We start from the raw sequence: 20,376 nt of genomic DNA on the forward strand, positions 1-20,376 counted from the left end.
CCCGGACACGACGAAGGGGACGGGAGCCGCGAGCTCCCGTCCCCTTCGCGTCTCCGGTCGACGCTCAGATCTGGATGAGGTCGTCCGGGGTGACGATCGGGATGGCCGCGGTGACCGCCTCCAGACCCGAGAGGCGGGCAGGAGAGAGCTGCTTGGTGACCTCGTCGCGGGACATGAGCCCCGCCTCGACCACCAGGTCGGCGACGTTGCGGTTGGTCAGCAGGGCGGTCTTGGCCAGAGCCGCGGCCGCCGCGTAGCCGATGAACGGCGTGAGCGCCGTGATGACGCCGACCGACGCGCCGACCATCGCGCCCAGGCGGTCGCGGTTGGCGGTGATGCCCTCGACGCAGTTCACGCGCAGCGTCCACATGGCCTGACGCATCCAGGTGATCGACTGGAAGATCGAGTGCGCGATGACGGGCTCGAAGGCGTTGAGCTGGAGCTGACCGCCTTCGACGGCCATGGTCACGGTCATGTCGGCGCCGACGACCGCGAACGCCACCTGGTTCACGACCTCCGGGATCACCGGGTTGACCTTGCCCGGCATGATGCTGGAGCCGGCCTGACGCGCCGGCAGGTTAATCTCGCCCAGGCCCGCCTGCGGACCCGACGACAGCAGGCGCAGGTCGTTGCAGATCTTCGAGAGCTTGATCGCGTTCCGCTTGAGCGACGAGGAGAACGACATGAAGGCGCCCGTGTCGCTCGTGGATTCGACGAGGTCGGTCGCCGTCTCGAGGTCGAGTCCGGTGATCTCGCGCAGGTGCTTCAGCACCGCCGGCGCGTAGTCGGGGTGGGTCGTGATGCCGGTGCCGATCGCGGTCGCGCCCATGTTGATCTCGAACATGAGGGAGGCGTTCTCGGTGAGGCGGCTGTGGTCCTCACCCAGGGTCGTGGCGAAGCCGTGGAACTCCTGGCCGAGCGTCATGGGCACGGCGTCCTGGAGCTGCGTGCGGCCGACCTTGAGGATGTCGTGGAACTCCCCCGCCTTGCCGAGGAAAGCGACGCGCAGCGCGTCCAGTTCGTCGAGCAGCGAGCGCAGCGTCAGCGAGAGGCCGATCTTGACCGCGGTCGGGTAGACGTCGTTGGTCGACTGGCTGCGGTTCGTGTGATCGATCGGAGAGAGGAAGGCGTAGTCGCCCTTCTCGCGTCCGGCCATCTCGAGCGCGATGTTGGTGATGACCTCGTTCGCGTTCATGTTCGTCGAGGTGCCGGCGCCGCCCTGGATGACGCCGACCGTGAACTGGTCGTGGAACTCGCCGTCGATGACGCGCTGCGCCGCGCGGTCGATGAGGTCGGCCCGCTCGGCGTCGAGGACGCCGATCTCCTTGTTGGCCCTGGCGCTGGCCTGCTTCACCATCGCGAGCGCGATCACCAGTTCGGGGTACACCGAGATGGGGCGCTTCGTGATCGGGAAGTTCGCGTCGGCGCGGGCGGTGTGGATCCCCCAGTACGCGTCGGCGGGAATCTCCATGCTCCCCAGCGAATCGGTCTCGGTGCGGGTATTGGCGGGCGCGGCAGAAGCCATGTCACATCCTCGTGGGTCGTGGCGAACGGAAAGGTGGGGGATGCGACCAGTCTACGCCGGTCCCTGCGGGGATTTCCGGGAGAACGCCTCCAGGCGCTCTTCCGGGGTGAGCGCCGCCATCCGGGCGATCCACTCCTCCGAGAAGTAGTCGCCGGTCGGTGCGTCGACCACCGGGACGACGGTGTGCGTGAGGGTCTCCGGCCTCACGTGCACGAGCTGGAAGGCCTGGGCGGCGTCCATGCCGTTCACCTCCGCCGCCGGACGGGCGACGTTCATCGTGTAGCAGGTGGCGGATGCCACGCTCACGGGGACACCGGCGAACAGACCGTGTGCGGAGTAGTGCAGGTGGCCGGCGAGGATGCCGCGGACGTCGGTGCCGCGGATGACGGCGGCGAGCTCGTCCTGATGACGGAGCTCGAGGATGTCGAACAGCGGCAGATGGCTGGGCAGCGGCGGGTGATGCATCGCGAGGATCGTGCCGTGCGGCGCGGGCTCGGCGAGGACGTCGGCGAGCCACGCGAGCTGGGCCGGATCGAGGTCGCCGTGGTGCCAGCCCGGAACGCTGGTGTCGAGGGCCACGAGGCGCAGCCCGTCGAGATCCCACACCCCGGTGACCGGCTCCTCGGTGGGCTCGGCGTCGAGGAGCACCTCGCGCAGCGCCGGGCGCTCGTCATGGTTCCCCGCGACCCAGACCACGGGTGCGCCGAGCTCGGCGGCGACCGGCTCGACCGCGGCCCGGAGCCGGCGGTACGCATCCGGCTCGCCGAGGTCGGCGAGGTCCCCGGTGATCACGATGGCGGCGGGAGCGGGGTGCACGGCGCGGATAGCCTCGAGGGTCTGCGCGAACGTGCGCTCGACGTCGTACCGTCCTCCCAGCGCGGCACCTCCGGCGAGGAAGTGCGGATCGCTCACATGGATCAGGACGTGGGAGGCGGGGGCGTACCGACCGAAGACCGGAGGTGTTCCGTTGAGTGCGGACATGCCCTCAGCCTAGGGGCGGGCGCCGACGCTCCTCCTTGGCGCGCCGGACGCTCAGTGGCCGACGACGATGAGCAGGATGCCGGCGATGACCGCGGCCCCGCAGAGCACGAAGCAGCCGTAGGCGCCCACGAGGGCGAGGGTCTTCTGCCCTTCGGTGAGCGGGCTCTTCCTCGCCGCCTTCGCCGCCTGCTTGGCGGCCCGCTTGAGCTCCTTCTCGGAGATCACCGTGATGGCATCGGTGAACTCCGCGGGGCTCACGACGGGCGCTCGTCCGCTGCGTACGAGCAGACGCAGACCCAGGGCGTAGAAGGTGACGATGGCAGCAGCGCCGATGAGCGCGGCAGCGAACACCTGCAGGAAGGCGATCCAGTCGATCGTGACATTCATGCCGAATCCCCGTTCTGCGGCGCATCGGACGAGGAGACGCTGCCGGTCTTCGCGGCCTTCGCGTCGGCCTTGGCCTTGGCCTTCTTCTTCGCCTTGTCCTTGGCCTCGGCCTTCGCCTTCTCCTTGGCCTCGGCACGGGCCTTGGCTTCCGCCTTCGCCTGGGCGATGCGCTGCTGGCGACGCGTGGGCGGCGGGGTGTCGGGGACCTCGACCGCGAGGTGGGACTCGGCGACGTCGCTCATGGCGTTGGCCGGCGTGACGGCGTTCCGCCGGGAACGCATGTACAGCCCGAGGATGATCACCACCGCGAGCACAGCGTCGATCGCCACGCCCCAGGGACCGAGCCAGACGACGAGCAGCGCCGCCAGGGCGCCGACACCGCCGGCCGCGGGCAGGGTCAGCAGCCAGCCGACGCCGATGCGGCCGGCCGTCCGCCAGCGGACCGTCGAGCCGCGGCGACCGAGACCCGATCCGATGACCGATCCCGAGGCCACCTGCGTGGTGGAGAGGGCGAAGCCGAGGGCGCTGGAGGCGAGGATCGTCGCTGCCGTCGAGCTCTCGGCCGCGAAGCCCTGCGCCGGCTTGACGTCGGTCAGGCCCTTGCCCAGCGTGCGGATGATGCGCCAGCCACCGAGGTACGTGCCGAGGGCGATCGTGAAGGCACAGGCGACGATGACCCAGAGTTCGGGCTCGTGGTGCGCACCGGACTGCCAGCCGATCGTGATCATCGCGAGGGTGATGACGCCCATCGTCTTCTGCGCGTCGTTCGTGCCGTGCGCGAGGGCGACGAGGGAGGACGTGAAGATCTGCCCCCAGCGGAAGCCGTCGCGCCCGTCGGGCTTGCCGTCATAACGACGGGTGACCGAGTAGGCGATCTTCGTCGCCGCGAAGGCGATGATGCCGGCGGTGATCGGGGCGATGAGAGCGGGGAGGACGATCTTCGACAGCACGGCGCCGAAATCGATGCCCCCGAGGCCGGCACCGACGAGCGTCGCGCCGATCAGGCCGCCGAAGAGGGCGTGGGAGGAGCTGGACGGCAGACCGAGCAGCCAGGTCAGCATGTTCCAGGTGATCGCGCCGATGAGTCCGGCGAAGATCAGCGAGAGGAACAACTCCGCCCCTGCGGCGATGATCGCATCCTCCTGGATGATGCCGCCGGAGATGGTCTTGGACACCTCCGTCGACAGGAAGGCGCCGACGAGGTTCAGCAGGGCGGCCAGGAGCACCGCGGTCTTGGGCTTGAGGGCGCCGGTCGCGATGGGCGTGGCCATCGCGTTCGCGGTGTCGTGAAACCCGTTCGTGAAATCGAAGAAGAGTGCCAGCGCGATGACGAGCACGACGATGAGGGCTGCGGTTTCCACCGTTCGCTTTCGGTCTTGAGGAAGAGGGAGATGTCGACGGGATCGACGTGACGAACGAAGAGTTCACCGTGGGTTTGACTTCCGTTTACCGGCCCCGGTAAATCCTGCCACCGTCCCCCGTGCCGGTCAACTCGACCTGGGATAGCGTGGGACGGTGACTGACGCCCCGATCGCCGCCCGCCGTTCCACCCTCCGCACGCACCACGGCGACACGGTCGACGACCCGTACGAGTGGCTGCGCGCCAAGGACTCCCCCGAGGTCATCGCACACCTGGAGGCGGAGAACGCGCACACCGAGGCCGAGACCGCACACCTGGCCGATCTGCGCGAGACGCTGTTCCAGGAGATCAAGGGACGGGTCCAGGAGACGGACCTCTCCGTGCCGACGCGACGCGGAGACTGGTGGTACTACAGCCGCACCGAGGAGGGGGCGCAGTACGGTATCCACTGCCGCGCCGCCGCCGTCGAAGGCGACTGGACGCCGCCGCGTCTCGAGCCGGGGGTGCCGGTGCCCGGCGAGGTGGTACTGCTGGACGGCAACGTCGAGGCGAAGGGGCACGAGTTCTTCTCGCTCGGCGCGTTCGACACCTCCGACGATGCGACGAAGCTGCTGTGGTCGACCGATTTCGAGGGCGACGAGCTCTACACCGTGCGCGTGCGCGACCTGGAGACGGGCGTCACCCTCGACGACGAGATCCCGAACACCGGGGGTGCGTTCTTCACCCCGGACGGCACCGGCATCCTCTACACGACCCGCGACGACGCCTGGCGTCCGGACACCCTGTGGCTGCACCGCCTGGGCACCCCGGTGTCGGACGACATCACGCTGTTCCACGAGCCCGACGAGAAGTTCTGGCTCGGTGCAGGGATCACTCGCAGTCGTCGCTACCTCGTGATCGGGGTGGGCTCCAGCATCACGAGTGAGGAGTACCTCGTCGATCTCGCGGGCGACATCACCGCGGAGCCGCGTCCGGTATGGCCGCGGCGGGAGGGTGTGGAGTACTCGCTCGAGCACGCGGTGGTCGACGGTGAGGACCGGCTCCTCATCCTGCACAACGACGGCGCCCTGGACTTCGAACTCGTCTCCGTCGCGGCGGACGACCCGCAGGGGGCGCGCCAGGTCATCGTCGCCCATCGGCCGGGGCGACGACTGCTCGGGGTGGACGCGTTCCGCGACTTCGCCACGGTGGAGTATCGCAGCGAGGGGCTCGAGCGCGTCGGACTACTGGACTACGCGACGAACGCGGTGGAGGAGCTGCGGTTCGACGAGCCGCTCTACTCCGCGGGCGTCAGCGGCAACCCCGAGTGGCACTCCCCCTTCCTGCGTCTCGGCTACACGTCGTTCGTCACGCCCGGCACGGTCTACGAGCTCGACCTCGCGACGCGGGAGCTCGTGCTGCGCAAGCAGGTGACGGTGCTCGGCGACTACGACCCCGCCGACTACGGACAGCGGCGGGAATGGGCCACCGCGGAGGACGGCACGCGCGTGCCGATCTCGCTCGTGTGGAAGCGCTCCTTCGGCGAGCCCGGTGCGACCGCGCGTCCGGTCCACCTCTACGGCTACGGTTCGTACGAGCACTCGATCGACCCCGGCTTCTCCGTCGCACGGCTCTCGGAGCTGGACCGCGGGGTCGTCTTCGCCGTGGCGCATGTGCGCGGCGGCGGCGAGATGGGTCGGCAGTGGTACGAAGAGGGCAAGCTCCTGCACAAGCGGAACACCTTCACGGACTTCGTCGCCTGCGCCCGGCACCTCGTGGACCAGGGCACCACGACCCCGGCCCAGCTCGTCGCGGAGGGCGGCAGTGCGGGCGGTCTGCTGATGGGAGCGGTCGCCAACCTCGCGCCCGAACTGTTCGCCGGGATCCTGGCGGGTGTGCCGTTCGTCGACGCGTTGACCACGATCCTCGACCCCTCGCTCCCCCTCACGGTGATCGAGTGGGACGAGTGGGGCGACCCGCTGCACGACCCGGAGGTGTACGCGTACATGAAGTCGTACACGCCGTACGAGAACGTGCGCGACGGCGTGGAGTATCCGCGGATTCTTGCGGTGACCTCGCTGAACGACACCCGCGTGCTCTACGTGGAGCCCGCCAAGTGGGTCGCCCGGCTGCGGGAGGCCGGCGCGACGGACGTGCTGCTCAAGTGCGAGATGGTCGCGGGGCACGGGGGCGTGAGCGGACGGTACAACTCCTGGCGCGAGCGGGCGTTCGAGCTCGCCTGGCTGCTCGACACGCTCCACCTCGCCTGACGGCACCAGGCCCTCGCGGTATCAGGCACTCGCGCGGCATCAGGCCCTCGCGCGGCATCAGTCACGCGCGCGGCATCAGGCCCTCGCGCGGCATCAGGCGCGAGTGGTTCTCCTTGCCTGATCTCGCGTGGAGGCCTGCACTCCCGTGTCCGACGTCGGCTCAGACTTCCGCGCGTCCTCAGGCGCTCGCGCGACATCAGGCGCGAGAGGTTCTTGCTGCCTGATCTCGCGCGGACGCCTGCGGTGACGACACGCGACGACTGATCCTGCACAGGGCAAGGGTTTCGCGAACGACTTCCCCATCCCGAGCGCTGTGATGGAGAGTGCGGCGCGAGCGCTCAGGGTGGAGGGGTGAGACGCACAAGGGTCGAGAGCTGGGTTCGAGAGCAGGGGGGATCCGCGCATTCGTCGCGCGTACGGGAGGCGGGCTTCACCGAGTACCAGATGCGTCGCGCGGTGCAGGAAGGCGCACTCGAGCGCGTGCGCCGCTCGTGGCTCCTCGTCCCCGATGTCGATCCACGGCGCCGGGCCGCTGCTTCGGTAGGCGGGAGAGTCACCTGTGTGAGTGCTTCGGCCCTCGCCGGATGGTGGGATGTCGGGGCCACGGACGTACACGTCGCCCTCCCCCGTACCGCTTCTCGCTTCGACCGCGGCGGCGTCCAGGTGCACTGCGCCCAGGGACCTGTGCCGGCGCATCCGCGCGCGGCGGTCGATCCCGTCCTAGATGTCCTCTTCCAGGTCGCGCGATGTCGGGCGCCTGTCGAGGCCCGCGCGATCTGGGAGTCCGCCATCCGTCACGGGGCGGTGGAGCTGGATACGCTCGCGCGGGTGCGATGGCGGTGCGACGCCGCGAAACGCCTCGCTCAAACCGTCCGCGGCCGGTCCGACTCCGGCCCCGAGACGGTCTTCATCGAACGGATGCGCGCGATCGGCATCGACGTGCGACAGCAGGTGTGGGTGGACGGCCATCCGCTCGACGGTGTCATCGGCGAACGGCTCGCGATCCAGATCGACGGCTTCCGCCACCACAGCGCTGCGGCCGACCGGCGACGAGACCTCGCTGCCGACGCGAGGCTCGCACTCCGCGGCTACACCGTCCTGCGCTTCGACTACCACCAGGTCATGGTCGACGACAGTCATGTCGAGGACACCGTCCTAGCGGCGCTCGCGCAGGGCCTCCATCGCGGGAGCCGTCCGGCGGCTCGCGGGTAGCAGATCGAGCACAAGCCCAGCACTCGCGCGAGTTCAGGCGACAAAGACCGCACGATGCCTGAAGCCACGCGAGGGCCTGACACAGCGCGAGCCCGGGAGAACAGGCGGCCACGCGGACACAGGCTCTCACGGGAGTTCAGGCCACAAAGACCGCACGATGCCTGAAGCCGCGCGTCAGCCTGAAGCTGCGCGAGCCCAGCGAGAGCCTGAAGCTGGAGGTCAGCCGAAGAGGGCGGCGGCCTCGTCGTAGCGGTAGCGGGGTACGGTGTTCAGCTCACCGAGAGCATCGGCGAACGGAACGCGGACGATGTCGGTGCCCTGCATCGCCACCATCTGCCCCCAGGCGCCGTCGACGATCGCGTCCGCGGCGTGCAGGCCCAGGCGAGTCGCGAGGACGCGATCGAACGCCGACGGCGAGCCGCCGCGCTGGATGTGCCCGAGGATCGTGGCGCGCGTCTCGATGCCGGTGATCCGCTCGATCTCGGGGGCGAGCAGGTCGCCGATGCCGCCGAGCCGCGGGCGGTTGAACGCATCCAGACCCTTGTCACTGTAGGCCTCGTCCATACCGGCGAGCTTGAAGCCCTCGGAGACGACGACGAGCGGCGCGCGACCGCGATCGTGGGCACTCGTGACCAGAGCGGTGATCTCGTCCAGCGACATCGGCACCTCGGGGATGCAGATGACGTGCGCACCGGCGGCCATGCCGGCGTGCAGGGCGATCCAGCCGACGTGACGGCCCATGACCTCGGCGACCATGCAGCGCTGGTGGGAGTCGCCGGTGGTCCGGAGCCGGTCCATGGCGTCCGTGGCGATGTTCACGGCCGTGTCGAAGCCGAACGAGTAGTCGGTGGCACGGAGGTCGTTGTCGATCGTCTTCGGGACGCCGAGCACCTTGATGCCGTCCTTCGCGAGGCGGTCCGCCGCGGCGAGGGTGCCTTCGCCGCCGATGGCGACGATGCCGTCGATCTTGTGCCCGTAGAGGGTCTTCGCGATGTTGTCCGCACCTCCGCGCTCCCCCTCGTACGGGTTGGTGCGGGATGTGCCGAGGATCGTGCCGCCCACCTTGGACAGCCCCTTCACCTCGTGGCGCGTCAGGGGCATGAAGTCGCCCTCGACGACGCCGCGCCACCCGTCACGGATGCCGACGAACTCGAGGTCGTACGTCGTGGTGCCCTTGAGCACGATGCCGCGGATGACCGCGTTGAGTCCGGGGCAGTCGCCGCCGCTCGTCAGGATGCCGATTTTCATGCTGCTGCCTTCGGAGGTCGAGGGATGGGGGTGAGGCGACAGTGCCTGCGATCGACACTAGCGCGCCGCCCCCTCGCGTGGCCATTCGAGCGCGTCGAAAACCGCCGATCTTGACGGCCACGATGAGCGATTCCGTCGAAGTTCGCGCCGCGGAAGGATGTCGTCGCCGGAACGGCGTTAAGAAGTCGCGTTCTTGACGCCGTCTCAGCGGCCGCTCAGAGCCTCGCGAAGAAGGTGCATGAGCGCCGCCAGCTGCACCGACTCGCTCGCCGCCTCTTCCGTCGCCTCGCCGTCCAGAGCACGCGCTGCGAGCCCCTGCTTCTGGTCGATGAGCTCCGCGATCTTCGTGTCGATCGTGTGGGCGGCGATGATCCGCCAGGCCGTGACCGGCTCGTCCTGCCCGATGCGGTGCACACGGTCGATGGCCTGCGTCTGCTCGGCCGCCGTCCACGACAGCTCCGCGAGGACGACGTTCGACGCCGCCTGCAGGTTGAGCCCGACGCCGGCCGCCGTCAGCGAGCACACCGCGATGCCGACCTCGGGGTCGCCGTTGAAGTCGTCGATCGCCTGCTGCCGCGCCGTGTTCGTCTGGTCACCGCGGATGGACACCGCGCGGATGCCTGCCGAGGCGAAGTGCGCCTCCGCCTGATCCATGACGTCGATGTGCTTCGCGAAGAACACGACCTTGCCGACCGACCGCTGCAGCTGTGCGGCGTAGTCGGCCGCCAGGAGGGCCTTGGCCTGACCGATGCGGCGCACCATCGTGAAGACGTTGTCTCCCCCGGTCCCGGCGGCCTTCGACTCCTCGAGCTCGTTCTGCGCCACCAGCCGGACGATGTCGTCGTCGATCTCTCCGGGCGCGAGTCCTCGGTCGCCCCGCGCCTCGATGATGCGACGGTAGCGGGCGGCCAGCCGCTCCCCCAGTTCCCGCTCGGCCTGGCGGATGCTGCGACCGAACTCGTCGTCGAGCTGCACCGGCAGATCGGCGACCAGCTTGTCGGGCAGGTCGGCGGCGACATCCTTCTTCTTGCGCCGCACGATGCCCATCGAGATCACCGCGTCGCGGGCCTCCGGGTAGAAGGCCTTGTCCGCGGGCGTGAGCCCCGTCGCGTCGAGCTTCTCCATGAGCTCGGGTCCGGGCTTCTCGCCGTTCGTCCAGCCGAGGAAACGCCAGATGGCGTCGAAGTCCTCGACGTCGTTGATGAGCGGGGTGCCCGTGAGGGCGAGCATGAGCGGATCGTGCCCCGGGGTGCGCTCGCGCACCTGCGCCGCGAGCGACAGCACGTTCTGCGAGCGCTGCGAGGAGAGGTTCTTGATGAAGTGAGCCTCATCGACGACCATGCCGCGCAGGCCGATCGACGCGAGCCACGACATGTGACGGTCGAGGATCTCGTAGTTGACGATGAACACGTCGGCGAAGGCGTCGATGTCGTCGCCGTCGCCCTGGATGACCGTGGCACGACGCTGCGGCGTCCACCGCTCGACCTCGCGCGCCCAGTTCATCTTCACGACGTTGGGCACCACCACGAGCAGCGGATAGGCGCCGGCCACGGAGGCCGCGAGCACCGACTGCGCCGTCTTGCCGAGGCCCGGCTCGTCGGCGAGCAGGAAGCTGCGGTGTCCGGCGCGCACAGCCTCGAGGAATCGGGACTGGTGCACCATGATCTCGCGGCCCTTGGGCGAGATGTGATCGAACTCCGGGGCCGGCGGAAGCTCCATCGACGCCGCCGCACCGCCCGCGCCGGTCTCGAAGGCCTTGTACAGCGGCCCCATGAGCTCCCAGCCGTCGAGGCGGCGGCGGGGCGTGCTGGCCGGTCGCGGGGTCAGGTCGGGCGCGAGGAACGGGTTGGCGAGCTGACGGGCCTCCACCGACGGCGGGGTGACCTGACGCTCCGCGATGGCCGCGGGCACCACGGGCGTCTGCACGGGCGCCGGGTCGGCGATGATGAGCTCCTCCGGCGGGAGCTCAGCGCCGGACTCGAGCAGCCAGTCGCGTCGCATCCGCTTCGCGACGGGCGACGTGGCCTGGTCTGCTTCGAGCAGCTGGATGAGCGAGGTGTCCCGCGCGGCCGTCTTCGCGAGGATCGTCGCGACGCCGTCGAGGCGCTTGAGCAGCTCGGCGCGGGCCGCGTCGGTGATCTCGGAATCGGCCTTCACGCGGGCGCGCTCCTCGCGCACCAGGAAGGCGATCACCTGGAACTTCGTGCGGTTCGTGGGGCCCAGCTTGCCGCGCTGGGACTTCGCCTCGATCTCGCGCACCTTGCGCGCGAGGATCGGGATGAGCGGTGCCTCGTCGTCGCGACGGGACGTCTTCTTACGCCGCGGGGCGGCGGTTGCCGTGGTCGGCATGCTCCTCCTGAGCCTGAAGGGCTCCGGCGCCTCCGGGGAGCCGCGAGCCGTTCTCGTCGTCCGCGTGTGGCGTGAGCCAGGACCGTGCGGACTGTGGATCGGTGTTCCCTCCGGAGCACGCGATGAGTGCGGGACCGGCGGGAGCCTGATCCCATTCTATGTCATCGCGAGCACCGGCCGCGGAAACACGGCGCCGCCGTGTTACGCGGACACGTCCAGGATGGTCGCGGCCTGCGTCACATCGGCGGCCATCTGGGTCATCAGCTTCTCGATGCCCTCGAAGGCGACCATGCCGCGCAGCCGCGCGACGAACTCGACCGTCACGTCGTGACCGTAGAGATCGAGTCCGGTCTCCCCCAGCACGTGCGCCTCGACCTGCCGCACGAGCACGTCGTCGAAGGTCGGGTTCGTGCCCACCGAGATCGCCGAGGGATGCCGGATGCCGGTGTCGTGGTCGATGAGCCACCCCGCGTAGACGCCGTCCGCCGGCACGAACGCATCGACGATCGTGGAGAGGTTCGCGGTCGGGAAGCCGAGCTCTCGTCCACGCTTCAGGCCGTGGACCACGACGCCGCGCACGTCGGGATATCGGCCGAGAGCGCGAGTCGCCTCGGCGACGTCACCGGCCATCAGGAGCTCGCGGATCCAGCTCGACGAGACACGACGGCTGGACCCCGGCAGATAGACGTCGTCGACGACCTCGACGGTGAAGCCGTACCGGGGGCCGAGTTCGCGCAACAGGTCGGGGGTGCCCGCGCCTCGGTGCCCGAAGCGGAAGTCAGCGCCTACGAGGACGGTGGACACGTGCAGCGCGCCGACGAGGATATCGGCGACGAAGTCCTCCGCGCTGAGGGCCGCGAGCGTCTCGTCGAAGGTCAGCACGAGCGTCGCGTCGAGCCCGAGCTCGCCCAGGAGCTCCAGCTTGCGGTCGACGGTCACGACGTTCTCGGGGCACCGGTCGGGGCGGATCACCGCGAGGGGGTTGCGGTCGAACGTCACCGCGACGGCCCGGCTCCCCGACCCCGCGGCGGCCTCTTCCAGGCGACGGATGACGGCGCGGTGCCCCTCGTGCACGCCGTCGAACTTCCCGATGGCGACGGCGCTGGGACCGTAGTTCTCCGGCACCTCGTCCGGACTCCGGAACACGATCACGCGGCGACCTCGACCGGACGCGCGGCGTCGACGGGCCGATGCGTGCGCAGCCACCAGATGCCGAAGACCGGGAGGACCAGGGGGATGAAGAGGTAGCCGCGACCGAACAGCGACCACACGGTCTCGTGCTGGAACAGGTCGGGCAGGACGAGGCTGAGCACGCCGACGACCAGCACACCGGTGAGCTCGAAGATGATCGCCACCCACGCGACGGTGTACCAGCCGCGACGACGCGCGAAGACGAGCGCGAGCGTCGCCAGGACATACACGACCGCAGCGAGCGCCGAGAGGCTGTAGGCCAACGGGGCCTCGTCGAAGCGACGGACGATCTGCACGAAGCTGCGCCCGGTGGCCGCCAGCGCCATCACGGCGTAGACGATCACCAGGACACGACCGATGCCGGTCATCCGAGTGGAGGGGGCGGTGGAGCTCATAGCGCATTCCATCCTAGAGCCGGGTAGGCTCCCCGGCGTCCGCTCCGGGTGCTCCTCAAGCGACCTGCACGGTCCAGATGACCTGCATGCGCCAGAGCATGATCGCGATCGCGAGGGCGGCCACACCGAGGACGACCGTGCTCCACCGGCTGCGTTCCATGAGAGCCCAGAGCACCGCGCCCACAGGCAGCAGGGCAGCCGAGACGAGATACACCCAGAACTCCAGCAGGTCCCCGGTCGGCGGGTTCCCGGCGAGGGGCGCCACGATGGCGACGACGATCTGTGCGACGAGCAGCACCTCGACGAGAGCGAGCGCCCCCACGGAGAAGTCACTGGGGCGCCGACCGGCGAATCCCGCACCGAGGCAGAAGAGCCCCGCGGCGAGGGCGACGACGATCTGGACGATCGTGAACCACAGGATCATCGGGAGACCTCCGGCATGTTCATGGCGCTCTTCACATCGGCGCCGCGCTTCTCGACGATCCCCACCAGGCCGCCGTCGTCTTCGATGGCGGCCGCGAGCGGGCCGTCCAGTCGCGCAACGGCGCCGGCCAATCGCTTGCCGTGTCGCAGATCACGTGCCTCCTCCGCCGAGACGCGGAGGACGGGGAGGACGCGGCCGGCGGCCTCGCCTGGGGAGAGCACGGGGGCGCCCTCCAGGGCGTCGATCGTGACGGCATCGCGCACGTCGAACGGGCCGACACGGGTACGGCGAAGGGCGGTCAGATGACCACCCACGCCGAGAGCGGCGCCCAGGTCGCGGGCCAGCGAGCGGATGTACGTTCCGGACGAGCAGTCCACGACGACGTCCAGGTCGATGGCGCGATCATCTCGACGTCGCGCGACGACGTCGAATCGGGAGACGACGACATCCCGCGGTTCGAGGACGACCTCCTCGCCCGCACGGACACGATCGTAGGCGCGGCGGCCGTCGACCTTGATGGCCGACACCGCGCTGGGGACCTGGGAGATCGCGCCCGTCAGCGCGGCCACTCCGGCATCGATCGCCGCATCCTCGATCGCCGCGAGGGCGCTCCCATCCGCGCGGTGGAGGATCTCCCCCTCGGCGTCGTCGGTGGATGTGACGGCACCGAGCCGGATGGTCGCCTCGTAGGTCTTGTCCGCTCCCACGATGTAGGTGAGGAGCCGGGTCGCGCCCTCGATGCCGATGACGAGCAGTCCGGTGGCCATCGGGTCGAGGGTCCCCGCGTGACCGACCTTGCGGGTTCCGAAGGCCCGACGCGTGCGGGCGACCACGTCGTGACTGGTCAGCCCGCCGGGCTTGTCGACGAGGAGGATGCCGGGGGTCGCCATCCCTCCAGCCTACCGAGAGCGGGAGCCGCGACCGCTCGCCTAGGCTGGAGGGATGGCCGCGCCCGCACCGTCTCCCGCGACGATGACGCCCCTGCACGGCTGGTACGCCGAGCACGCCCGCGACCTCCCCTGGCGCCGTCCGGACTTCCACGCGGCCTTCGGCGCCTGGGGCGTGCTTGTGAGCGAGTTCATGCTGCAGCAGACGCCCGTGACCCGCGTGATCCCGCACCTCGACGCGTGGCTGACGCGATGGCCCACGCCCCGCGCGATGGCGGCCGCCTCTCCGGCGGAGGTCGTGCAGCAATGGGCGAACCTCGGCTATCCGCGGCGCGCCCTGTGGCTGCACCGTGCGGCCGTCGAGGTGGTCGAGCGCCACGGCGGCGTCGTGCCGCGTGACGTCGACGCCCTCCTCGCCCTCTCCGGGATCGGCGACTACACCGCCCGTGCCGTGGCCGTGTTCGCGTACGGCGACCGTCATCCCGTCGTCGACACCAACACCCGGCGCGTCCTGGCCCGGGCGATCGAGGGACGAGCGCAACCGGGGTCCCCCTCCCGCCGCGACCTCGCGCTCATGGCCGCGATACTCCCCGAGGACCCCGTCGCCGCATCCGTCATCAACGCCGCGGCGATGGAACTCGGTGCGACGGTCTGCACCTCCCGGGCACCGCAGTGCGAGCGCTGCCCGCTGGCGGACGCCTGCGCGTGGCTCGCGGCCGGCCAGCCCGACACCGGGGATGAGCGACGACGACAGGCCGCGTACGAGGGATCGGACCGGCAGGCCCGCGGCGCCGTGCTCCGGCTCCTGCGCGCCGCTACTCCCGCCGCGGTCCCGCTCACCGCCGTCCTCCCGGAATGGCCCGACGCGCGTCAGCGGGATCGCGCGATCGACTCCCTCATCGCCGACGGGCTCGCGGAAGCCGACGGGGAGGGCCTCTCCCTGCCGCGGTGAGCGCGCCTCAGAGGAACTGTTCGGTCCGGTGCGCGAGCACCGTCAGCTCGACGCGGTTGCGGACGTCCAGCTTCACGAACGCGCGTCCCAGGTGCACCTCGACCGTCCGGACGGAGACCGACAGCCGTTCCGCGATCGCACGGTTCGCCGTCCCTCCGACCGCGTGCATCGCCACCTCCAGCTCCCGCGGTGTCAGTCGCTGGGCCCAGGCGCTGCGGCAGCCACGCAGACCATCGGACCCTTCCGCCGCGCTCATCGACTCCTCGAGCCGTTCCCGCCGTCGCCGCATCGCACGCTCCCAGGCGCGCGCGCCCGCGACCTCGAACAGCCGCTCGGCGTGCGCAAGGTGCCCGTGCGCCGAGGCCGCGTCTCCGTGCAGACCGGATCGGACCCCGAGCAGCGCCTCGACCCGCCCCCGGGCGAACGGGGACCGGAGCCGGCTCGCCGCCACCCGCAGCGTTTCCTGGTCCGTGCGCCAGGTACCGCCTGAGGTCCCCACGACTGCCTGGCGCAACGCCGCGGCGAGTTCGCTCTCTGGCGGATGCACGGTCGCCGGTCGGTGTCCCCCCGACGAGCAGAGCAAGACCTCGTCGACTCCGGGCACCGCGAACAACGGCTGCGGGGCACCGCGGTCCCGCCACAGGCCCATGGCGCCGACGGCCGCCTCGAAGGAGCCGTCCAGGTACGCCTCGACGGCTCTGTCGACCAGGACGTCCAGCGCGACGGCGCGAGGGAGCACGTCGGTGAGAGCGCGCGCGATCGGGCCCAGGACGCCGAGGACGGCCAGGTCGAGCCGTCGCGCCAGCACGACGCCGAGACCCGCGAACGGGATCGCGACGGGCAGCTCGACCGCCGCCCGCCGGAGCACCTCCCTGGCGTGACCGATGTCTCCCCGCCAGACCAGGAGCAGCACCTCGGTGACGGCTCGATAGGCCCGCAGCACGGGACTGCTCTCGAAGCCGGGGAAAAGCGGATCGACCTCCCCCTCGCCCCGAAGTCCCCCGGAACGCAGCAGCCGCAGACCTGCGTCGATGTCCCCCGCGCATGCCGCGTGCAGCGCCGCCGACACGCCGCCGAGCACCCCGGGGTCCCCGGCCGTGCCACCGGCCACGATGTCGCCGGCGAGGAGCCCGCACAACCCCTCCAACGCATCATGCAGCGGGCCGTCCGCCCCTGCGGCGTGGGAGTTCATGTGCCGGACCTGAGCGAGCCAGCGGCGCGCTGCGACCCGGTCGCCGTGTTCCGCGCACAGGATCGCGACGAGCCCCGCGGACCTCGCCCAGACAGTGGCGTCGGTCGCAGAGCCCGGCACGACTCGGCGCGGATCGACGGCCGGGACGAGCCCGTGCCGAATGGTGCGGGCGGCGAGGTAGGGGCCGACCGCCCGCGTTCGTCGGTGCTCCGCCGCGCCCGGGAAGAGGCCGCTCAACCACGCCTCGGCATCGGCGGCGTGGCCGCACGCGAGCGCCATGCAGCCTGCGAGCACTCGCGCCTCGTCGGCGAGGGCGCCGGTCGCGTGCGCGGCGGCCTCGCCGGCCAAGAGCAGCGCGCGTTCTATGAGCCCCTCGTCGGAGGCGTGGCGGGCGCAGGCCGTCAAGAGCACAGCGGCTCGACGGTCTCGTACGGCACAGGACCGCGCGCGATGCCACGCCGCGCCACTCCGGTCCCCGCGTGCGACCGCGACGTCGGCCAGTCGTCTGTGCACGAGCACGACCTCCGCCGCCGACGCCGCCTCGTACACCTCCGCGGCCGCGCGCGGGTCGGTGAGCCGGATGGAGCCGGCGTGGATCGTCAGATGCGGCGCGGCGGCGCTCGCCCGCACTTCCTCCACACTGCGCCCAGCGGCCCCGAGGATCGGTTCCAGCTCCTCCTCCAGCGCCAGCACCACGGTGAGCAGGAGCAGCCGGTCGCGGCTCGCCAGCCCTCGGATGCCTGCCCGGACCGTCGCAGACGGCAGCGGCCACGGGAGCCGACTCAGTCCGCGGCGCTGCTCGGGCGTCAGGCGGGCGGCCACCGCGAGGACGGCGTCGACGTCCTCGGGCAGAGAAGCGGCGAGCTGCGCAGCCACGTGCGGCGCGCAACACAGGTCGCGCCGTCGAAGCTCATCCAGCAGCGGCTCGACGACGACGGGCGCGACGAAGAGTCCCGCGGGCGTGCTCGTCGCCTGAATGTCGATCCCCCCAGATCCACCGGTTGTCCCGCCGCGGACCTGAGGGTATCAGACGGGCTCAATCCTCGTCGTCGTCCGACCGGTAGGGGTCGGCCTCACCGGCGTGGGTCGCGGACGAGGCCAGCTTGGCCACCTCCGCATCCCGCTCCTGCGCCTCACGGAGCAGAGCGGTGATGTGGTCGGCGTTCTCCGGCAGGGCGTCCGGGATGAACTCGAGCGTGGGGACGAGCCGGGTGCTGAGCTGTCGTCCGACCTCGCTGCGCAGCATGCCGGTCGCCGAGGTCAGCGCCGCACCACTGGCGAGGCGCTCCTCTTCGGTGCCGAGCACCGTATAGAACACGGAGGCGTGCTGCAGATCGCCGCTCACGCGGACGTCGGTGATGGTCACGAAGCCGAGACGCGGGTCGCGCAGCCCCTTCTCCAAGCGCTCGGCGAGGATCACGCGGATGCGATCCGCGAGTCGGGCCTGTCGTTCACCAGCCATAGTTCCTTCTCCCACCTCTGTGCATCGCGGCTCCCAGCGAACCGCGGAGACGGCTGCCCCCTCCCCCGTCATGGGAGGAGGAGGCAGCCGCCGGAGTCGACGGATCAGCCGCGCGGCTTCTCCACCATCTCGGTCGTCTCGATCTCGTCGCCGATCTGGATGTCGTTGTACTTGCCGAGGCCGATACCGGCCTCGTAGTCCGTCCGCACCTCGGTGACGTCGTCCTTGAACCGACGCAGCGACTCGATGGCGAGGCCATCGGCGATGACGACGCCGTCGCGGATGACGCGGGCCTTCGCGTTCCGCGTGATCGTCCCGGACCGGACGATGACACCCGCGATGTTGCCGAACTTCGAGGAGCGGAACACCTCGCGGATCTCGGCGACACCCGACTGGACCTCTTCGTACTCCGGCTTGAGCATGCCCTTGAGCGAGCTCTCGATCTCCTCGATCGCGTTGTAGATGACGGAGTAGAAGCGGATGTCCACGCCCTCACGCTGGGCGCGCTCGCGCGCCTTCGTGTCGGGGCGGACGTTGAAGCCCACGATGATCGCGTTGTCGATCGTCGCCAGGTTCACGTCGGACTCGGTGATCGCACCGACACCGCGGTGGATGATGCGCAGCTGCACCGAGTCGTCGACCTCGATCTTGAGGAGCGACTCCTCCAGCGCCTCGACGGCACCGGAGACGTCACCCTTGATGATGAGGTTGAGCGACTCGACCTTGCCCTCTTCGAGAGCACGGGTGAAGTCCTCGAGCGAGATGCGCTTGCGGGCCTTGGCCAGCTGGGCGTTGCGCTCGACGGCTTCGCGCTTCTCCGCGATCTGACGGGCCATGCGGTCTTCCTCGGTGACGATGAAGACGTCGCCGGCGCGCGGCACGGAGTTCAGACCCTGCACCTGGACCGGACGAGACGGCGCGGCCGCCTCGACGATCTCGCCGTTCTCGTCGATCATCGCGCGGACGCGGCCATAGGCGGTGCCCGCCACGATCGCATCGCCGACCCGGAGGGTTCCGGACTGGATCAGCACCGTCGCGACCGAACCGCGGCCCTTGTCGAGCTTCGCCTCGATGGCGACACCGCGAGCGGCCTTGTTCGGGTTGGCGGTGAGGTCGAGACCGGCGTCCGCAGTGAGCAGAACCGCGTCCAGGAGCTCCTGGATACCGGTGTTGGCACGGGCCGACACGTCGACGAACATGACGTCGCCGCCGTACTCCTCGGCCACCAGACCGTACTCGGTGAGCTGCTGGCGCACCTTGGCCGGGTTGGCCTCTGGCTTGTCGACCTTGTTCACCGCGACCACGATCGGCACGTTCGCCGCCTGAGCGTGGTTCAGCGCCTCGACCGTCTGCGGCATGATGCCGTCGTCGGCCGCGACCACGAGGATCGCGAGGTCGGTCACCTGCGCACCACGGGCACGCATGGCGGTGAACGCCTCGTGACCGGGGGTGTCGATGAAGGTGATCGCCCGCTCGATGCCGTCGTGCTCGGTCCAGACCTGGTAGGCACCGATGTGCTGGGTGATGCCGCCGGCCTCACCCTCGATGACGTTGGTCTGACGGATCGCGTCGAGAAGGCGGGTCTTACCGTGGTCGACGTGACCCATGACGGTGACCACCGGGGGACGGATCTCGAGGTCGTCCTCGCTCTCCTCCTCCAGCTCCTTCTCGAGGTCGAGACCGAAGCCCTCGAGGAGCTCCTTGTCCTCGTCCTCGGGCGAGACCATCTGGACCTTGTAGCCCAGCTCCTCACCGAGGACCTCGAACGTGGCCTCATCCAGCGACTCGGTGGCCGTGGCCATCTCGCCGAGGTTGAAGAGGATCGTGACGAGGGTGCCCGGCTGCACGGTGTAGCCGGTCAGGGACTCGATCTTGTCGGCGAAGTCCGCGATGGACGCGCCGCGACGCATGCGGATGATCTCCCCGTTGCCGCGGGTGACGTTGACGCCACCGACGACCGGAGCGCTCCGCATCTCGAACTCTTGCCGCTTCGCCCGCCGCGACTTGCGCTGCTTGCTCTTGCCGCCGCCCTTGCCGAAGGCGCCGGCGGTACCCCCGCCGGGACCGCGGCCGCGGCCACCGCCGCCACCGGGACGACCGGCGAAACCACCGCCGGGACGGGGACCTGCACCGGGACCGCCACCACCGCCGGGACGACCGGGGCCGCCCGTACGCTGCTGGAACGGAGCACCGGGACGACCACCCTGACCGCCGCGGGGTGCACCGGGTCGCGGCGAGCCGGGACGAGGGGCACCCGGGCGCGGAGCGCCGGGACGGGGCGCCTGCGGGCGCGGGATGTTCCCGGGGGTCGGCCGCTGGCCCATCCCCTGCGCCGAGGCGAAGGGGTTGTTGCCGGGACGAGGACCGGCGGGACGCTGGCCCATGCCCTGAGCGGACGAGAACGGGTTGTTGCCGGGGCGGGGCGCGCCGGGCTTCGGCGCGTTGCCGTCACTGGAGGACGGCGCGGCCGGAGCCGGAGCCGACGGCTTCGCTGGCGCCGAGGGCGCCGGAGCCTTCTTCTTCGCGGCCGGCTTCTCCTCGGCCTCGGCGGGCTTCTCATCC

16 protein-coding genes are annotated in these 20,376 nt (G+C 70.4%); 3 read left to right on the forward strand and 13 right to left on the reverse strand.

The genetic code is table 11. From position 1 onward, the window contains the following. Window positions 1–64: 64 nt before the first annotated feature. From DW296_RS10260 to DW296_RS10275, 4 genes are read right to left on the reverse strand one after another with little or no spacing between them, the layout of a single operon-like run. Window positions 65–1,525, reverse strand: a complete 1,461-nt coding sequence (locus DW296_RS10260) for an aspartate ammonia-lyase (RefSeq protein ID WP_071328404.1) — start codon at window positions 1,523–1,525, stop codon at window positions 65–67. A gap of 51 nt (window positions 1,526–1,576) precedes the next feature. Next, the gene (locus DW296_RS10265; protein ID WP_136052150.1) at window positions 1,577–2,506 is read right to left on the reverse strand and encodes a phosphodiesterase; all 930 of its coding nucleotides are present in this window, start codon (window positions 2,504–2,506) and stop codon (window positions 1,577–1,579) included. Between the two features lie 51 nt (window positions 2,507–2,557). Further along, window positions 2,558–2,893, reverse strand: coding sequence for a hypothetical protein (locus DW296_RS10270; RefSeq protein WP_025103191.1), 336 nt, complete (start codon window positions 2,891–2,893; stop codon window positions 2,558–2,560). Beyond that, on the reverse strand, window positions 2,890–4,254 hold the full coding sequence (locus tag DW296_RS10275) for an inorganic phosphate transporter (RefSeq protein ID WP_136052151.1): 1,365 nt from the start codon (window positions 4,252–4,254) through the stop codon (window positions 2,890–2,892). Before DW296_RS10275 ends, DW296_RS10270 begins: the two co-directional genes overlap by 4 nt. A gap of 154 nt (window positions 4,255–4,408) precedes the next feature. Between DW296_RS10275 and DW296_RS10280 the strand changes: the two genes are divergently transcribed. Both DW296_RS10280 and DW296_RS10285 read left to right on the forward strand, forming a co-directional pair. Next, the gene (locus DW296_RS10280; protein ID WP_136052152.1) at window positions 4,409–6,502 is read left to right on the forward strand and encodes a S9 family peptidase; all 2,094 of its coding nucleotides are present in this window, start codon (window positions 4,409–4,411) and stop codon (window positions 6,500–6,502) included. Window positions 6,503–7,063: 561 nt separating this feature from the next. After that, a complete protein-coding gene (locus DW296_RS10285; RefSeq protein ID WP_240743060.1) occupies window positions 7,064–7,714 on the forward strand; it encodes an endonuclease domain-containing protein in 651 nt (216 codons plus the stop codon). Between the two features lie 219 nt (window positions 7,715–7,933). Here DW296_RS10285 and DW296_RS10290 read toward each other — a convergent pair whose 3' ends face one another. From DW296_RS10290 to truB, 6 genes are all read right to left on the reverse strand, one after another. Next, window positions 7,934–8,962 (reverse strand): 6-phosphofructokinase, encoded by a 1,029-nt coding sequence (locus tag DW296_RS10290; RefSeq protein WP_025103187.1) that lies wholly within the window; start codon window positions 8,960–8,962, stop codon window positions 7,934–7,936. Window positions 8,963–9,166: 204 nt separating this feature from the next. Beyond that, the gene (locus DW296_RS10295; protein ID WP_136052153.1) at window positions 9,167–11,311 is read right to left on the reverse strand and encodes a DEAD/DEAH box helicase; all 2,145 of its coding nucleotides are present in this window, start codon (window positions 11,309–11,311) and stop codon (window positions 9,167–9,169) included. Window positions 11,312–11,512: 201 nt separating this feature from the next. Further along, window positions 11,513–12,463 carry a bifunctional riboflavin kinase/FAD synthetase gene (locus DW296_RS10300; RefSeq protein ID WP_136052154.1) on the reverse strand — a complete coding sequence of 317 codons (951 nt, stop codon included), beginning with the start codon at window positions 12,461–12,463 and terminating at the stop codon, window positions 11,513–11,515. Beyond that, window positions 12,460–12,897 (reverse strand): hypothetical protein, encoded by a 438-nt coding sequence (locus DW296_RS10305; RefSeq protein WP_240743061.1) that lies wholly within the window; start codon window positions 12,895–12,897, stop codon window positions 12,460–12,462. Before DW296_RS10305 ends, DW296_RS10300 begins: the two co-directional genes overlap by 4 nt. Before the next feature lie 55 nt (window positions 12,898–12,952). Next, entirely contained in the window at window positions 12,953–13,321 is a 369-nt protein-coding gene (locus DW296_RS10310; protein ID WP_136052156.1) for a hypothetical protein, read from the reverse strand. Then, window positions 13,318–14,211 carry a tRNA pseudouridine(55) synthase TruB gene (gene truB / locus DW296_RS10315; protein WP_136052157.1) on the reverse strand — a complete coding sequence of 298 codons (894 nt, stop codon included), beginning with the start codon at window positions 14,209–14,211 and terminating at the stop codon, window positions 13,318–13,320. Before truB ends, DW296_RS10310 begins: the two co-directional genes overlap by 4 nt. 52 nt (window positions 14,212–14,263) lie before the next feature. On the opposite strand from truB, the gene DW296_RS10320 reads away from it, so the two are divergent. Then, window positions 14,264–15,160 (forward strand): A/G-specific adenine glycosylase, encoded by an 897-nt coding sequence (locus tag DW296_RS10320; protein WP_446724138.1) that lies wholly within the window; start codon window positions 14,264–14,266, stop codon window positions 15,158–15,160. Between the two features lie 7 nt (window positions 15,161–15,167). Here the strand turns inward: DW296_RS10320 and DW296_RS10325 are convergent, their stop codons facing one another. The 3 genes from DW296_RS10325 to infB all read right to left on the reverse strand — a co-directional run. Next, on the reverse strand, window positions 15,168–17,228 hold the full coding sequence (locus DW296_RS10325) for a helix-turn-helix domain-containing protein (protein WP_136052158.1): 2,061 nt from the start codon (window positions 17,226–17,228) through the stop codon (window positions 15,168–15,170). A gap of 160 nt (window positions 17,229–17,388) precedes the next feature. Next, window positions 17,389–17,814, reverse strand: coding sequence for a 30S ribosome-binding factor RbfA (gene rbfA / locus DW296_RS10330; RefSeq protein ID WP_060923633.1), 426 nt, complete (start codon window positions 17,812–17,814; stop codon window positions 17,389–17,391). A 104-nt stretch (window positions 17,815–17,918) separates the two neighbouring features. Continuing rightward, on the reverse strand, window positions 17,919–20,376 hold a 2,458-nt coding region (gene infB, locus DW296_RS10335; RefSeq protein WP_205807930.1), incomplete at its 5' end, for a translation initiation factor IF-2.

This window comes from Microbacterium sp. K36 (assembly GCF_004794355.1).
GTDB lineage: Bacteria > Actinomycetota > Actinomycetes > Actinomycetales > Microbacteriaceae > Microbacterium > Microbacterium paraoxydans_D.

Coding starts and splice junctions, on each gene's coding strand:
- DW296_RS10310 (WP_136052156.1), bottom strand. CDS start 13,321: ATGATCCTGTGGTTCACGATCGTCCAGATCGTCGTCGCCCTCGCCGCG.
- DW296_RS10295 (WP_136052153.1), bottom strand. CDS start 11,311: ATGCCGACCACGGCAACCGCCGCCCCGCGGCGTAAGAAGACGTCCCGT.
- DW296_RS10265 (WP_136052150.1), bottom strand. CDS start 2,506: ATGTCCGCACTCAACGGAACACCTCCGGTCTTCGGTCGGTACGCCCCC.
- rbfA (WP_060923633.1), bottom strand. CDS start 17,814: ATGGCTGGTGAACGACAGGCCCGACTCGCGGATCGCATCCGCGTGATC.
- DW296_RS10260 (WP_071328404.1), bottom strand. CDS start 1,525: ATGGCTTCTGCCGCGCCCGCCAATACCCGCACCGAGACCGATTCGCTG.
- DW296_RS10305 (WP_240743061.1), bottom strand. CDS start 12,897: ATGAGCTCCACCGCCCCCTCCACTCGGATGACCGGCATCGGTCGTGTC.
- DW296_RS10270 (WP_025103191.1), bottom strand. CDS start 2,893: ATGAATGTCACGATCGACTGGATCGCCTTCCTGCAGGTGTTCGCTGCC.
- DW296_RS10290 (WP_025103187.1), bottom strand. CDS start 8,962: ATGAAAATCGGCATCCTGACGAGCGGCGGCGACTGCCCCGGACTCAAC.
- truB (WP_136052157.1), bottom strand. CDS start 14,211: ATGGCGACCCCCGGCATCCTCCTCGTCGACAAGCCCGGCGGGCTGACC.
- DW296_RS10320 (WP_446724138.1), top strand. CDS start 14,264: ATGGCCGCGCCCGCACCGTCTCCCGCGACGATGACGCCCCTGCACGGC.